This window comes from Falsirhodobacter sp. alg1 (assembly GCF_000739715.2).
Classification (GTDB): Bacteria; Pseudomonadota; Alphaproteobacteria; order Rhodobacterales; family Rhodobacteraceae; genus Falsirhodobacter.
In genome coordinates, this window is the sequence record NZ_BBJC02000002.1 from 407347 (window position 1) to 422064 (window position 14718).

Below are 14718 nucleotides of genomic sequence, written 5' to 3' on the forward strand. Positions count from 1 at the left end.
TGCTGCCAGAACCAGGGCCAGCCCGCGATTACGCCGCATTACCAGCCTCCAAAGCCCCAGGGTTTCAGCGCGGCTTCGGCCAAAAACGCCCCGAAATGCAGGAAAAGATACATCAGCGAAAACCCGAAGACCTTTTTCTCGATCTTGTAGCTATCGGCCTCGGCTGCCGTTTCGTCACGCCGCCAGATGCACCAGCCGCCCCAGATGAACAAGGCGTTCAGCACCACCGCCACTGTCAGATAGATCGGCCCACCGATGGAGGTGAAGGCAGCCCCGACAGCCAGCGGCGCCAGTAGCAGCGTATACACCAGCACATGCGCCCGCGTCACACGCCGCCCATGCGTCACCGTCAGCATGGGCACCTTGGCCTTTGAATAATCGCTTTTCATGAACAGCGCGAGCGCCCAGAAATGCGGTGGCGTCCACATGAACACGATCGCGAACATCAGAATGCTCTCGATCGAGACTCCACCCGTAGCGACCGCCCAGCCGATCATGGGCGGAAAGGCCCCGGCGGCCCCACCGATCACGATGTTCTGCGGCGTGGAGCGTTTCAGCCACATCGAATAGATCACGACGTAGAAAAAGATCGTAAAGGCCAGGAATGCGCCCGCGAACCAGTTCGCGGTCACGCCCAGCATCACCACCGACAGGACCGACAGCGTAAGGCCGAACCACATCGCCTCACCCGGGGTGACCCTGCCTGCGGGAATCGGCCGGCTTTGCGTCCGGGTCATCACCGCATCGATATCGGCGTCCCACCACATGTTCAGCGCACCCGAGGCCCCGCCTCCCAGTGCGATAAAGAAGATGGAGGCAAGCCCGACCACCGGATTGACCGATTGGGGTGCAACCAGCAGCCCGACAAAAGCGGTAAACACCACCAATGACATCACCCGCGGCTTCAGCAACGCGAAGTAATCGCGGATGCCGGCCTCGGGTGCGCCGTCGAAACTGCGGATATCACTCATACTGGCGGTCCTTGAAGATCGGCGCCTCGGTCAGGCTGGGCAGCACTTCTGACCCGGCCCCGCCTGTTGTGCAATGGGACATATCGCCCAAGCAAGGCAAACTTAGCCGTTGTGACCACCGCCGCAACACACATATTGGTTCGGAAACCATTCTGCGAGGATATGATGACTGACAGCCCCTTCCGCCCCTTCGAAACTCTTCTGGACGAAGGGCAGGCGCTGTCGATCCTGCGTGACGCCGTTGCGGGCGCCGATGATGGCGAGATTTTTCTGGAACGGCGCCGATCGGAGGCCCTGGTGCTGGATGATGGCCGGATCAAGACCGCCAGCTATGACGCCGCCGAGGGGTTCGGACTGCGCGCCGTGCGGGGCGAGGTTGCAGGATATGCCCATTCCACGGAAGTGTCGGAACAATCGCTGCGTCGCGCTGCCGAAACCGCACGGCTTGCCGTGGGCGCAGGGGGCGGCACCCTCGCCCCGCCCCCTGTCGGCACCAATCGCCATCTGTATGCCGCAATCGATCCGATCGCCGATGCCGCCTTTGCTGTAAAGATCGATACGCTGCGCGAAATCGACGCCTATGCCCGGCAGCTTGATCCCAGCGTGATCCAGGTCTCGGCCACGCTTTCGGCCAGCGTTCAGGAAGTGGAAATCCTGCGCCCCGAAGGGCTGCGCCTGACCGACATGCGTCCGATGGCACGGATGAATGTATCCGTCATCGTGGAGCGCAACGGCCGCCGCGAATCCGGCGGCATGGGTGGCGGCGGGCGTCATGGCCTTCTGTCCCTGATGGACCCCACCCATTGGAAGCCGCTCGTGCAGGAGGCTGTCCGCATCGCCACCCTGAATCTCGATGCCGTTCCCGCCCCCGCCGGCGTTCTGGATGTGGTACTGGGGGCAGGCTGGCCCGGCATTCTGCTGCATGAGGCGGTAGGCCACGGGCTGGAGGGGGACTTCAACCGCAAGAAGACCTCGGCCTTTGCCGGGCTGATGGGCCAGCGTGTCGCCGCACCGGGCGTCACCGTGCTGGATGACGGAACTTTGCCGGACCGGCGCGGATCGCTGACTGTGGATGACGAAGGCACGCCCAGTGCGCGCAACGTGCTCATCGATGACGGGGTGCTCGTCGGGTACATGCAGGATCGCCAGAATGCCCGCCTGATGGGCGTGGAGCCAACCGGCAACGGGCGCCGCGAAAGCTATGCCCATATTCCCATGCCACGGATGACCAACACCTATATGACGGGCGGAACCGAGGATCCGAAGGCGATCCTCTCCGGCTTGAAGGATGGCATCTATGCCGTCGGGTTCGGTGGCGGTCAGGTCGATATCACCAACGGCAAGTTCGTGTTTTCCTGCACCGAGGCCTACCGCGTCCGCAACGGCGTCGTGCAGGAACCTGTAAAGGGGGCCACGCTGATCGGTGACGGCGCAACCGCGCTTCGCCATATCCGGGCCATCGGCAATGACATGGCACTTGATCCGGGCATCGGCAATTGCGGCAAATCGGGGCAATGGGTGCCCGTGGGTGTAGGGCAACCTACCCTGATGATCGGCGGGCTGACGATTGGCGGCTCTGCCACCTGACCTGTCTGACCCTGCCCCGCCGTGCCCCGGATATCAGCGGGGCGCGGCGTCCCACGTCCAATCCAGGGCGAAACGGTCCAGCACCTTCTGCGCGGCATCCCGGTCCGCCCCGCCGACCCGCGCCACCAGCCCGCGATCCGGCGTTTCATCTACACGCAGAACCTGCGCCCCGGTTCCCTCCAGTGCCGCACCCAGAACGCGCACGATCGCACGGCGTCGCAGGTCGGGTTTGAAGACCTTGCCCACCGCCGTCTTGGGCATTTCGGGCAGGATCTCGACCACCCGCGGACGTGCCACACGCTCTCCGATGCGACTATGGGCGAAATCGCGAAGCTCGGCCTCCGTCGCCTGCCCGCCCGAAACCAGTTCCACATAGGCGCACGGCACCTCGCCCGCATGGTCATCGGGCTGGCCGATGGCCCCGACCATCGCCACATCGGGGTGGGCCATCAACGCCTCCTCGATTTCGGCAGGATCGATGTTGTGGCCGCCCCTGATGATCAGATCCTTGGCCCGCCCGGTGATGAAGATATACCCGTCATCATCCATCCGCCCCAGATCCCCGGTCGCCAGCCACTCCCCCCGTGTTCCGGGGTTGGCCACATGGATTTCACCCGCCTCGAACCGCACATCGGTATAGGGCATGGCCAGACCGACGGAACCGACCTTCTTTTCCCCGTCGGGCGGGTTGGCCGCCACCAGGCATGTCGCTTCCGTCAGGCCATACCCCTCGATTACCTCTACCCCCGCAACCTTGCGAAAGCGGTTGAACAGTTCCATGGGCAACGGGGCCGACCCCGAAAACACCACGCGCAGCGAGGAAAGATCCGCATCCACCTTGCGCTGCATCAGCACCGACAGGGCTGTCGGGACGGCAAACAGATAGGTGGCGCGATAACGTTCGATCAGCTGCCACAAGGCATCGAAAACCCCCTCGCCGCGATATCCCGCAGGCGTCGGCAGCACCACATGCGCCCCGGTCGACAACGCACACATCATTACGGGATAGGAGGCAAATACGTGAAAAAGCGGCAAGGGGCAGAGGATCGTATCCTGCGCCGTGAACAGCAGCCTTCGTCCGACCCAACCGTTATAGATCATTCCCGACATCCAGTGCCGCACCAGCTTCGGTGTGCCTGTGGTGCCGCCCGTATGGAAAATGGCGGCAATACGGTCCCCCCGGTCATCAGGAAATGCGGGCATTACAGGCTGTTGGGCGATGGCGGTGCTGAAGGCCATAATCCTTGCCCGGTGGCGCACCCTGTGGCGGGGCCGGATCAACGGCACGATCCATGACCGGGGCGGCGCCAGATAGGGTCGCAGATCCACCTCCAGCACCGTGCGCACCTGTGGCGCATGTTCCAGGGCCTTTGCCACACGTGCCGCGATATCGGATTTGGGAAACGCCTTCAGCGTCACCACGACCTTGGCCCCCGTGTCCCGCAGGATCGCCGCGATCTGCGCCGAGGATTGCAGCGGATTGATCGGAACAACCACCCCCGCCATGACCGCGCCCAGATGGGCAACAACCGTTTCGACCGCGTTGGGCATCACCAGTGCCACGCTGTCCTCCGGCCCCACGCCCAGCGCCCGGAACAGGTTTGCCGCCTGCCCCGCCCGTTGCCGCAGATCGGTCCACGTCAGCGTCACACAGCGGGAGGCAGGATCCGCCAGCAGCTGGAAGCTTAGCGCAGGGCGGTCGCCATGTGCCGCCACGACCTCATCCAGCGCCGCACGGATGGTGGCGGGGCGCGGCTGCTCGTCCCACGTCCCCTCCGCCTCTATCCGGATACGGTCGTCACGTGTTGCAAAGGCCATGGGCGCATCCTCCGCGCTGTGGGAACCCGATCAACTGTCGGTGTTGAACTGCAATCGTGCAAGCCGTGCGTAAAGCGCGCCTTCGGCGATCAGGCTTTCATGCGTGCCTTGGGCAACAATCCGCCCCTGTTCCATCACGACGATCCGATCCGCCTTCTTCACCGTGGCAAGACGGTGGGCGATCACGATCACGGTGCGCCCTGCGGCCAGCCGCTCCATCGCCTGCTGCACGGCCGCCTCGGATTCCGCATCCAGTGCAGATGTCGCCTCATCCAGCAGCAGGATCTTCGCATCGCGCAGGATGGCGCGGGCAATGGCGATACGCTGTTTCTGCCCCCCGGACAGCATCACCCCGCGCTCTCCGACCCATGTGTCATATTCATCAGGCAATGCCGTCAGGAAATCATGGGCAGCCGCAGCGCGGGCAGCGTCCTCCACCTCGGCATCGGTCGCTTCGGGGCGTCCGAACCGGATGTTGTCACGGGCCGAAGCGGCAAAGATCACCGGATCCTGAGGAACCAGCGCCACATCTCGGCGGAAATCGGCACGGGCCATATCGGTCAGCGCCACGCCATCGATGCAGATGCGACCGCCCTGCGGATCATAGAACCGCATCAACAGCTGCAGCACCGTCGTCTTACCGGCCCCCGAAGGGCCGACCAGCGCGACGGTCTCTCCGGGATTGACGGTCAGCACCATATCCTCCAGCGCCGCCTGTGTCGGACGCTGAGGATATCTGAAGTCCACATGCTCGAACGAGATTTGTCCGCGGACCGGCCGCGACATGGCAACCGGATCGGCAGGATCGATTACGGTATCCTCGGCCTGCAACAGCTCGCTCAGCCGCTCCGTGGCCCCGGCCGCACGCTGCAATTCACCCCAGATTTCGGACAGCGCCCCTACTGCTCCGGCAACAAGCACCGAATAGATGACGAATTGAACCAGTTCCCCCGTGGTCATCCCTTCGGCGCGCACATCGCGGGCACCGACCCACAGGACGCCCACCACGCCGGCGAAGACCAAAAAAATCACGATCATCGTCATGATGGCCCGCGTGGCGATACGTTTGCGGGCAGATGCAAAGGCCCGTTCGTTCAGATCGGAAAACCGGGCGCGAACCGCCCCTTCCTGGGTGAAGGCCTGAACGGTGGCGCTGGATTGCAGCATTTCCGCCGCATTGCCCGAGGATTTGGCAATCCACTCCTGATTGTCCCGGCCATACACCCGCAGCCTGCGCCCCATCACCACGATCGGCACCACGACCGCCGGGACCAGCAACAGCACAAGGCCCGTCAGCTTGGGCGCGGTAAAGACCATCAGGACCAGACCGCCGATCAGCATCAGCAGGTTCCGCAGCGCAATGGAAACGGAAGATCCGATGACCGACAGGATCAGCGTGGTATCGGTCGTCAGGCGGGAAATGACCTCTCCCGTCATGATATTCTCGAAGAAGGCCGGGCTCATCCCTGTCACACGGTCGAACAACGCACGACGGATGTCGGCCACCACCCTCTCTCCCAGCCGGGTTACCAGATAGTACCGCGCACCCGTCCCCACGGCCAGCAGCGCCGCAATTCCCAGAAACGCCAGAAAATAATCGTCCAGCAACTGTTCCGTGCTGGTGCCGAAGGCATCCACGACCCGCCGTGTGGCGATGGGCAGCGTCAGACTTGCCCCGGCCGTTGAAACCAGCGCAAACAGAACCCCTGCAACCATCCATCGATAGGGGCGCAAGAACGGGACCAGCGCCCGAAGCGCCCCCATTTTGCGGGAAGGTGCGCGGTCGGTATTGCTGCTTCTGGCCATGATCTGTCCTTCGTCACGCTACGGTGGGGGTGTAGGCCGGTGACTGCGGATCGGCAAGCCTCTTGCCGTCGGGGGCTTTGGCATGGCACCACCAACCCGATGATAATGAAGGAGTGCGTCCATGAATATCGAGATGATCGAAGCCGCCGCCGGACGGGGGCGCGGGTATATCCGCCGGACGCCGTTGCTGAACTCCCCCCTGCTGGACGCCGTGGCCGGACGTCGCGTCTTCGTAAAGGCGGAATGCCTGCAGGTGACCGGATCCTTCAAGTTTCGCGGGGCATGGTCGGCCATCTCCGCGCTGGCGCCGGATGTGCGCGCGCGCGGGATCATCGCATTTTCCTCAGGCAATCACGCGCAGGGCGTGGCGCGAGCGGCGCAGATGCACGAGGTGCCGGCGGTGATCATCATGCCCGCCGACGCCCCCGCTCAAAAGATCGCGAACACGCGGGCCTATGGGGCCGAAGTGGTGCTGTATGACCGCTACACACAAAGCCGCGAGGCAATCGGCGAGGCCCTGGCCGCCGAACGCGGGCTGACACTGGTGCGCCCCTATGACGAACCGCAGGTAATTGCCGGTCAGGGCACCATGGGTCTGGAAATTGCGGAACAGGCGCATGAGGCCGGCATATCGAAGGCCGATGTCATCGTCTGCTGCGGTGGCGGCGGCTTGACCTCTGGCACAGCCCTGGCGCTAGAGGGGTCTGCCCTGCGGGTCCGTCCGGCCGAACCCGCCGGTTTTGACGACACCGCCCGTTCGCTGGCTGCGGGCCGGATCCTGAGCAACGACGCCGGGCGATCCATCTGCGATGCGATTGTCACGCCCGAGCCGGGACAGCTGACATTTCCGATCCTGAAGCGGCTGGCCGGACCTGGGCTGGTTGTCACCGACGAACAAGCGCTTCGCGCAATGGCGCTTGCCTTTCTGCACCTGAAGATCGTGATCGAACCGGGCGGTGCCGTGGCGCTGGCGGCGGCCCTGTTCAACGGGGATGATATAGAGGGTGATACCGTGATCTGCGTCGCCTCGGGCGGGAACGTTGATCCGGAGATGTTTGCACGCGCCCTGGATACCCTATGAGCCTGCTGCTACTACCCGAGCTTGCCCTGTCTTATGAACAGGGCGGCGATCCGTCTGCCGCCCCTGTCGTTCTGCTGCACGGCATCGGAATGGCGGCGGATTACTGGGACCCCATTCTGCACCGGCTGTCCGCATGGCGGGTGATCCGCCCTGAAATGCGCGGCCATGGGGCGTCGGGCCTGCCAGACGGGACGTTCGGCCTCGGCGCCCTTGTCCGGGATGTGGAGGCGGTTCTGGATGCGCTTGGCGTGCGGGATGCTGTGGTGTTGGGCCATGGCCTTGGCGGGCTGGTTGCACAGGCATTGGCAGTCAAGCGGCTGGATCTGGTACGAGGGTTGATCCTGTCCCATACTGCGGCCCGTCTGCCCCTTGCAGCGGATTTGCGGCAGGTGGCCGAAGGCACAGCTCCCCTGGCCGACACCCTGCTGCCCCGCGCCTTTGCCCGCAAGGACAGAACGACACAAGCGGCGCAAAACTATGCAGCCATGCTTGCCCGGACAGATGCCACCGCCGGCAGTGCGTGTCTTGCGGCACAAGCCAGCGCAGACCTTTATACGACCACAGCCACCCTTACCCTGCCCACGCATATCATCGCGGGGATGCATGACGCCCTGGTGCCCCCCGATCTTGCCCAGGAAACCACCGATCTGATCCGGGGCGCAAGCTATACGATGTTGCGGAACAGCGGCCATGCCAGCGCATTGGACGCGCCCGACGCCTATGCGGATGAAATTATCGCATTCCTGCACAAGACCGGGCATTGACCGGCATCCGAACGCCACTACCTGATGGGTATGACAGATTTCATCCGTATCATAATCGCCATCTTGCTTCCGCCGCTCGGTGTGTTTCTGCAGGTGGGTCTGCGTGGGGCCTTCTGGCTGAATATCCTGCTGACCCTTCTGGGATATATCCCCGGTATCGTGCATGCAGTCTGGATTATCGCGCGGCGATAACTCTTGCGTCGGCCCTTTGGCCGACGCATTAATTCCGCATGACAGTCAGCATCGACCCCGAATCCCCGTTGAACCCCGATGTCGCGCTTCTGCTGGAGCGTCATGCATTTGCGATGAATGCGGATACCCCACCCGAATATAATTTCATGCTGGATTCCAAAGCGCTGGCTGCCCCCGACATTTCGTTTTTCGTGCTGCGTGAGGATGGAGTGCCGTGCGCCATGGGGGCAATCAGGATATTTGACGGGGACCACGCAGAGATCAAATCGATGCACGTCCTGTCAGAGGCGCGCGGCCGTGGATATGCCCGCCAGATCCTGCTGCACCTGATGGACAAGGCCCGTGAAGCCGGTTGCAGCAACGTCAGCCTGGAAACCGGCACGCAAGACAGCTTCGTTGCCGCACGCGCCCTTTATGCCGCTGCCGGATTTGCAGATTGCCCGCCCTTTGGCAGCTATCAGGAAAGCCCCTACAGCCAATTCATGACATCAGCGCTTTGAACCGCTTGCACATGACGGGGCGCACCCGTTAAAGAAAACCCGTGGCCCCGTAGCTCAACTGGATAGAGCAAGCGCCTTCTAAGCGCTAGGTTCCGGGTTCGATTCCTGGCGGGGTCGCCATTCGGCGGGCACCTTATGGTTACCCTCGGGCCTCCATTTTGACGCGTCTCCTTCAGGCTACCTGATGATCAATCCGATGTTGGTAGGCTGTCGTTGATGGACAAGCACCACGGGTCGTGGCCATTCCGTTATAGAAGCACCCAAACAATCGGTCAGGTAAAGGACGTAGATTGGCCTTTGCCGAGTAGCCGGCGTGTGCGGTAACCGCCTGCTTCGGGGATGGGTGCCAGGGCCGGATGTCCGAAATCAGAGCGGAATGAACTTCTCCCATGCCCCCTTCTTTTCGGCCATGACCACACGTCCGCCACGCGTGATGGATACGAAGCGCCCCTCTTTACTGAAAGAGACAGTGCCATCTGCGTTGACGATTTTCTCGTAACCCGGGATATCCTGAGACGCGAGGACCATGCTTTCATCCACCAGATACTCCCTATCGGTTGACAAGGATCTCTCTTTCAACCGGAGCACATGACCATGCACGGTAAAAAGCCTTAAAGGCTTGGTTCCTATCTCATCGAGATGGATAGGGCTGAAACGGCGGAATGACGCCTTTCTCAAACGTGAGTATTCGGTCGTGAACGCCGCAAGGAACCGTTCAGGGCATTCGAAATCGATACCGGCCGCCCAGATATCGCGGATTTCGTATTTCCACCATTCCGTTTCAATCAAGCGAGCGACCACATTCTCATCGAAACGCAGGCGAATGGGGCGCGCAGGGGATCCGCCAACGATCGTATAGGGCGGTACATCCTTCACAACGACGGAACGGGATGCAATTACCGCCCCGTCACCAATCTTTACGTTGGGTGCGATAAGGCAATCCGCCCCTATCCACACATCGTTGCCGATCTGCAATGTCCGGGGCAGCTGCGGATTGCTGATCTGGGGAGGCACCACTCCATCGCCAAGACGGTCGATGTTATCAGCGATGTAAGCCTGCATGAATTCACGACGATGATTGAATATCGCCGAACTTTGCGACACCGCGAATATGGGGTGCTTGTAGCCCATCAACGAAAGCCCCGGCGCGATACTCGAATATCTGCCTACCTTTGCATATGAAGGAAGTGCGCTGGCAACGGATGCGAATGCCCCTATCGTGAACAAAGAATTTCCTTGGGCCACAGTCGAATATTCTTCAATTTCGGCGGCGCTATTGGCAGTAAGCGTGTCGCCATGGCGAAAACGGCTTTGCGCATCTTCTGACTTTCGCATGCCGGAACGACGTTGGAAGAAGCGGTATTTCTCAAAGGCATTTTTGACCGTGTCATCATAGACAATTGAAAAGTCGAATTTAGGCAATTCAGAGATCATACTCGGGTTCCGCAGGTGCACTTGGCCCAAGAACTAACGCGCTATCACGCAAACATCAAATACATGTGATTACTAAATTTGACTGACATTCTCGACGGTGAATCGCCGGCATGGGCCCATCCCTTATTATCAATGTAAATTCAATGATATAAGGCGCGATGTATTAGACTTGGCCGAATGGAATACGGTATGCGACGATGCAGATGGGAAACAATCCCCACATTTATGCTTCTGGATAGTGAGGTGCTCCAGCCCTGAAAAAAGCCAGAATGTTAGCATTGTAATAGTTAATAGGTTTATCACCGGGCTCGCGGACAGGAATATGTGGTCCAGTGAGGAAAATGTACGACGCTTAACTGGCACGACAGCCAACAGGCAACAGCACGTCGCCTTCCATGGAAATACTCGGTGCATTCCTATTCGACTACCAAATTAACGATAAACAACCATCATAAACGAAGTCGAATAAAAGTTTACATAACTTTTACAATATTTAGTAAACTTGCTTTCTTTATTAAAATCAAGAATCACAACAGGATCACGCACCTATACTTTAGTATAGAAAATGATATTTCCCGATATTTTCTCAAAATAGACCGCGACAAATTGTCCTGAATTCTCTAAGTTAACTATGAATAATAAAATATTAATATTGCCGATAGTTGCCGAACCGCAACAACTTTTCAACATATGAAAATATTAATATATTGAAAAAAAACGATAATAATAATTATTCACAGCGAAGCATCCAGATATTCATTATTTGAGGCAGCGCCGGTATAGATCGATAAAGAAACAGCAATTAGGCCTTCGTGAAATAAAGTTTTTAATTTGGGCTGTCCATGAACGAAGCAATCAAGGTTACTTCTATAAGCTATTCGCAGAGTGAAGACGGTCACCTTCTGTCTTCCGATATTAGCGGCATCGATAACATCAGATCACTCTGGTTCAGGATCAGAAGCCTGAGGCGGAGCTTCCAGCCCCCCGAGGTGCAGGATTTTGCGCTGATTGCCCTGATCTATCCGGCAATGAAAATGGGGAAGGATCTCCATATCGAGGGATTGGTCAGCGGCCCCCTCCTGTTTTCTGCCAAGGAAGACATACAACGATTGCTCATTGCATATGATCCATCGCTTTCCCGCATATCAATTTCGGCAACCCCGGTCTGGACTCTTCCTGAAACGTCTCGAAATCAGCCCAGAATTGCGACCGGATTCAGTGCGGGCGTAGATAGTTTTGCAGCCCTTGCCAGCTTCAGCAATGTCGGAATGGAGATGTCCACGGAGGTCAGTGATCTTTTCGTAATGAACGTAGGGGCTTTCGGGGCCGGTTCAGGTAACGGTATCAGAAAGGCGTTCGAGAAGAGTGTCGACCGTATGTTTACATACGCCCAAGGATCGGACCGAAATGGCTACGCTATTGATAGCAATATGCAGCAGCTATACAACCACTCCGATCTGTCCTTCCTGAAAACACATACGCTGCGGAATTTTTCGGCCGCATCGCTGTTCCATAAAGACATTGATATCTATCTGTATGCATCCGGCGTCAGCTACGACGATGTCGTGGTTACAGGCGCACCCAGCATGGCCTACATTGATCCCATCCTGATCCCGCTTCTTTCTCCGCTGCGCATGCGGCTCATGTCCGCAAATCCCGGTGTGGACCGAATAGAGAAAACGGCGCTTATCGCCTCGCATGCCGATGCCATGAAGCTACTGGATGTATGTGTCGCACCGGCAGCACGTAAGATCGGATTCGCGTCTCAAAGCATGAATTGCTCCAACTGCACCAAATGTTTTCGCACCATGCTCACGCTCGATGCCCTCAACCTGCTCGATAACTTCTCTTCAATATTCGACGTTCGATCTTATAGATCAAGAACAGAGGCTATCGCGAGAGAGGTAAAAAAACGTGGCGATAAAGGCTCGGTCGTAGATAAAAAAGCATATGACCATTTCATTGCGGTCCGCGCACAATAGCCAGCCGGATATCACAATTTTATTGTGATCTTTAACCGCCGTTTACACCGCGATCTTGGTGGAGCAGATAAACATTATTACCCAACATCGCGTTGGAATTAGTTTCGGTCACGTCGCGCCAACCGTTTTACCGGGAAGCGTCTGCTATTCTGTTGAGAGTGGTTTTATTTTACCACTCCAATATCAGATGCATATCCGCATCATCAGGCGCAACACCTCCCTCCTGCACCGAACATTGGTGCAGGAGGGAAATACTTTACCGGCCAAGCGTCCGCATCGCCCAGGCACCGGGACCCAGGATCACGAGAACAATCTGCATCAGAATCCAGAACACCGGGAACTCATATCCGCCATGAAGCGCCCACAGCCCGTTCGGAATCCAGATCTCCAGCGCCGGAATAAGGATTACCAGCAGCAACAGCGATAGCGTCCGGACATACAGCCCCAGAACCAGCCCGATCACGGCCACTACCTCAAGCGTAACATCCCCCCAGGCGAACCATGTTGGATAGCCAAGTCGAACAAACAGCTCTTCGGTTGCGGGCATGCCGGTGTGCAGGACCTTGTACCCCCAATGCACTCCCCAATAGACGGCAAGGACGATGCGCATGAAGAATATGCCGTAGGGCGTCCACCCTTCCGCATTTTCAAAAGCAGCCAGAAATTTCATTATATTCTCCAATATGACCGCCATGCTGCACATGTAGTCAAATTGCAGCAGCGGTTCCCTCATCGCTGCACGATCTATCGCAATAAGGTGCGACGTCAAGTCGCAGGTTCGCCCCCTCAACAACCTAAAAGAATTGGATTTTTCCAAATTTACTTGGTGGATCACCGTAGATGATCATCTCATTGCAGATCGCAAAGCCCGCTCCGTCGGTATGGAAATCGTTTTCTGCATGCGAGGGCTTTCGCAGTATTGCCAACACCTGACGGGCAGGCTCATCGGGGGGCCGAGTCGTGCAAAATCGTATTTTTGCGATGCAGTCTATGTAGCAAGAATTTCTTGGTATCGGCTTCGATACTACCGCTCATCCAGCGATAAAATTCTTGACAGGCATCTCGCAATGATCCCCGGCGGATTCGGCCATCATATAGATCAGGCCGTATCAATTATATAATAATTAACGAAATCTACCCGCGTAACGAAACGAAAAACGCCAAAACACACATGTCTCATTTAATAGGTATATACATATATTTCATGCATGGCCGGACGGATAAAATCCGTCATATAAATTAAATTGTAATTACATCACATATCCAGCCTGCGCCCTGAATAATTCAGAACCCGAATAAACCAACCTTATCAGATAGAAAAATGTGTTATTAATAAGGAGCCGGCTACGCAAATAGCGGCAGCATATCCTCACACAGTATAATATCGATCTTTAAGGAGTGGTTCATGCCATATACGGGTCCGATTTATCTTTCTGGTGACATGGTTGCACTTTCACCAACACAACCGACACAACCCATAGGTACAAACCCCGGCGATCCGGGATTTGGAATGGTCATAAGTTCTGCTGCTGCTCTTGGCGACAATACTTCCCTCTACCGGCTTACCTGGACAGGTAATGTCAGTAACGAAGCAACAACGGATGAGTTTTCCAACGGTCAGGGATGGACGCTGGATGTCTATACCCAATCCCTTGATTCCGACGGCAGGCCCATAACCGGCGACGAAGGCTGGACAACGGTTTTCGCGAATATGAGCCCCCGAAATGATCTGGTATCAGGCGTCGGTGCGGGCGATGATTATATCGTTTTCGATACCATGTCCGGTGGCTGGCTCGTTTATGATCTTGGCGGTGGTCTAAGCCAATCGCCAACGGATCTGACTTACCTTGAAATCGATCAGAACGGTGAACTTGCTGTTGGCGACAATGATAGCCAGCTTGATTTCACAAGCACGGCAATTGCGTACAACATCAGCACCTACTGCTTTGCAGGTGGTACACAAATTCTGACCAGCGACGGCCTTCGTCCGGTCCAGGATCTGAAGATCGGCGATATGGTCAATACGGCGGATCATGGTCCGCAACCCATCCGGTGGATCGGCTCCCGCAAGGTCAACACCACAGAATTGCTCGCATTCCCCAATTTGCAGCCGATCCGTATTCGTGCCGGCGCATTGGGGCTCAACACCCCCGCTACCGATCTGGTTGTTTCACCCCAGCACAGAATTCTGGTCCGTTCGGCAATCGCGGAAAGAATGTTCGGCACTTCGGAAGTGTTGATCGCGGCCAATAAACTGCTGGCGATCGACGGGATCGATATTGTCAATGATACCTCCCCCGTCGAATATTTCCATATCCTGTTTGATAAGCATCAGGTGGTCTTTGCGAATGGCGCCGCCGCCGAAAGCCTGTTCACGGGCCCTGAAGCAATGCGCGCGGTCTCGCCAGAGGCGCGTGCCGAAATCCTGCATCTTTTCCCGGGAATCATGGCGCCCGACTTTATCGGCAAGGCCGCTCGCTACATTCCGGAAAAGGGCAAGCTGATGAAAAAGCTGGCGCAGCGCCATCAGCAGAACGCCCGCCCCTTGTGCGACGCCTGAATGGAACCTTGAATGCCGCATCA

The 14718-nt window shown here is 57.9% G+C and carries 12 protein-coding genes and 1 tRNA gene; 8 read left to right on the forward strand and 5 right to left on the reverse strand.

Annotation, left to right across the window (positions count from 1 at the left end):
* Positions 1–38 precede the first annotated feature (38 nt).
* Positions 39–971 (reverse strand): heme o synthase, encoded by a 933-nt coding sequence (gene cyoE / locus TR36_RS06150; protein WP_062762689.1) that lies wholly within the window; start codon positions 969–971, stop codon positions 39–41.
* A gap of 165 nt (positions 972–1136) precedes the next feature.
* Here cyoE and tldD point away from each other — a divergent pair, with 165 nt between their 5' ends.
* A complete protein-coding gene (tldD, locus tag TR36_RS06155) occupies positions 1137–2558 on the forward strand; it encodes a metalloprotease TldD (protein WP_045389958.1) in 1422 nt (473 codons plus the stop codon).
* A gap of 33 nt (positions 2559–2591) precedes the next feature.
* On the opposite strand, the gene TR36_RS06160 is transcribed toward tldD, so the two are convergent.
* Together TR36_RS06160 and TR36_RS06165 are read right to left on the reverse strand one after the other, a co-directional pair.
* Entirely contained in the window at positions 2592–4376 is a 1785-nt protein-coding gene (locus TR36_RS06160) for an AMP-binding protein (protein WP_062762692.1), read from the reverse strand.
* 30 nt (positions 4377–4406) lie between these two features.
* Positions 4407–6182: an ABC transporter transmembrane domain-containing protein gene (locus tag TR36_RS06165; RefSeq protein WP_192841323.1), complete on the reverse strand. Its 1776-nt coding sequence runs from the start codon at positions 6180–6182 to the stop codon at positions 4407–4409.
* Positions 6183–6303: 121 nt separating this feature from the next.
* On the opposite strand from TR36_RS06165, the gene TR36_RS06170 reads away from it, so the two are divergent.
* The 5 genes from TR36_RS06170 to TR36_RS06185 all read left to right on the forward strand — a co-directional run bounded on the left by TR36_RS06170 (position 6304) and on the right by TR36_RS06185 (position 8839).
* The gene (locus tag TR36_RS06170; RefSeq protein ID WP_045389099.1) at positions 6304–7263 is read left to right on the forward strand and encodes a threonine/serine dehydratase; all 960 of its coding nucleotides are present in this window, start codon (positions 6304–6306) and stop codon (positions 7261–7263) included.
* Positions 7260–8027, forward strand: a complete 768-nt coding sequence (locus TR36_RS06175; RefSeq protein WP_045389096.1) for an alpha/beta fold hydrolase — start codon at positions 7260–7262, stop codon at positions 8025–8027. The genes TR36_RS06170 and TR36_RS06175 overlap by 4 nt, the downstream gene beginning before the upstream one ends.
* Positions 8028–8057: 30 nt before the next feature.
* Entirely contained in the window at positions 8058–8219 is a 162-nt protein-coding gene (locus tag TR36_RS14745; RefSeq protein ID WP_045389093.1) for a YqaE/Pmp3 family membrane protein, read from the forward strand.
* A 38-nt stretch (positions 8220–8257) separates the two neighbouring features.
* On the forward strand, positions 8258–8719 hold the full coding sequence (locus tag TR36_RS06180; RefSeq protein ID WP_052362536.1) for a GNAT family N-acetyltransferase: 462 nt from the start codon (positions 8258–8260) through the stop codon (positions 8717–8719).
* A 43-nt stretch (positions 8720–8762) separates the two neighbouring features.
* Positions 8763–8839, forward strand: a tRNA-Arg gene (locus TR36_RS06185).
* 246 nt (positions 8840–9085) lie between these two features.
* On the opposite strand, the gene TR36_RS06190 is transcribed toward TR36_RS06185, so the two are convergent.
* On the reverse strand, positions 9086–10153 hold the full coding sequence (locus TR36_RS06190; RefSeq protein WP_062762699.1) for a CatB-related O-acetyltransferase: 1068 nt from the start codon (positions 10151–10153) through the stop codon (positions 9086–9088).
* Between the two features lie 842 nt (positions 10154–10995).
* On the opposite strand from TR36_RS06190, the gene TR36_RS06195 reads away from it, so the two are divergent.
* Entirely contained in the window at positions 10996–12135 is a 1140-nt protein-coding gene (locus TR36_RS06195) for a hypothetical protein (protein ID WP_153010507.1), read from the forward strand.
* 256 nt (positions 12136–12391) lie between these two features.
* Here the strand turns inward: TR36_RS06195 and TR36_RS06200 are convergent, their stop codons facing one another.
* On the reverse strand, positions 12392–12805 hold the full coding sequence (locus TR36_RS06200) for a DoxX family protein (protein ID WP_192841324.1): 414 nt from the start codon (positions 12803–12805) through the stop codon (positions 12392–12394).
* Positions 12806–13645: 840 nt separating this feature from the next.
* Here TR36_RS06200 and TR36_RS06205 point away from each other — a divergent pair.
* Positions 13646–14695, forward strand: a complete 1050-nt coding sequence (locus TR36_RS06205) for a Hint domain-containing protein (RefSeq protein WP_237763524.1) — start codon at positions 13646–13648, stop codon at positions 14693–14695.
* Positions 14696–14718 lie beyond the last annotated feature (23 nt).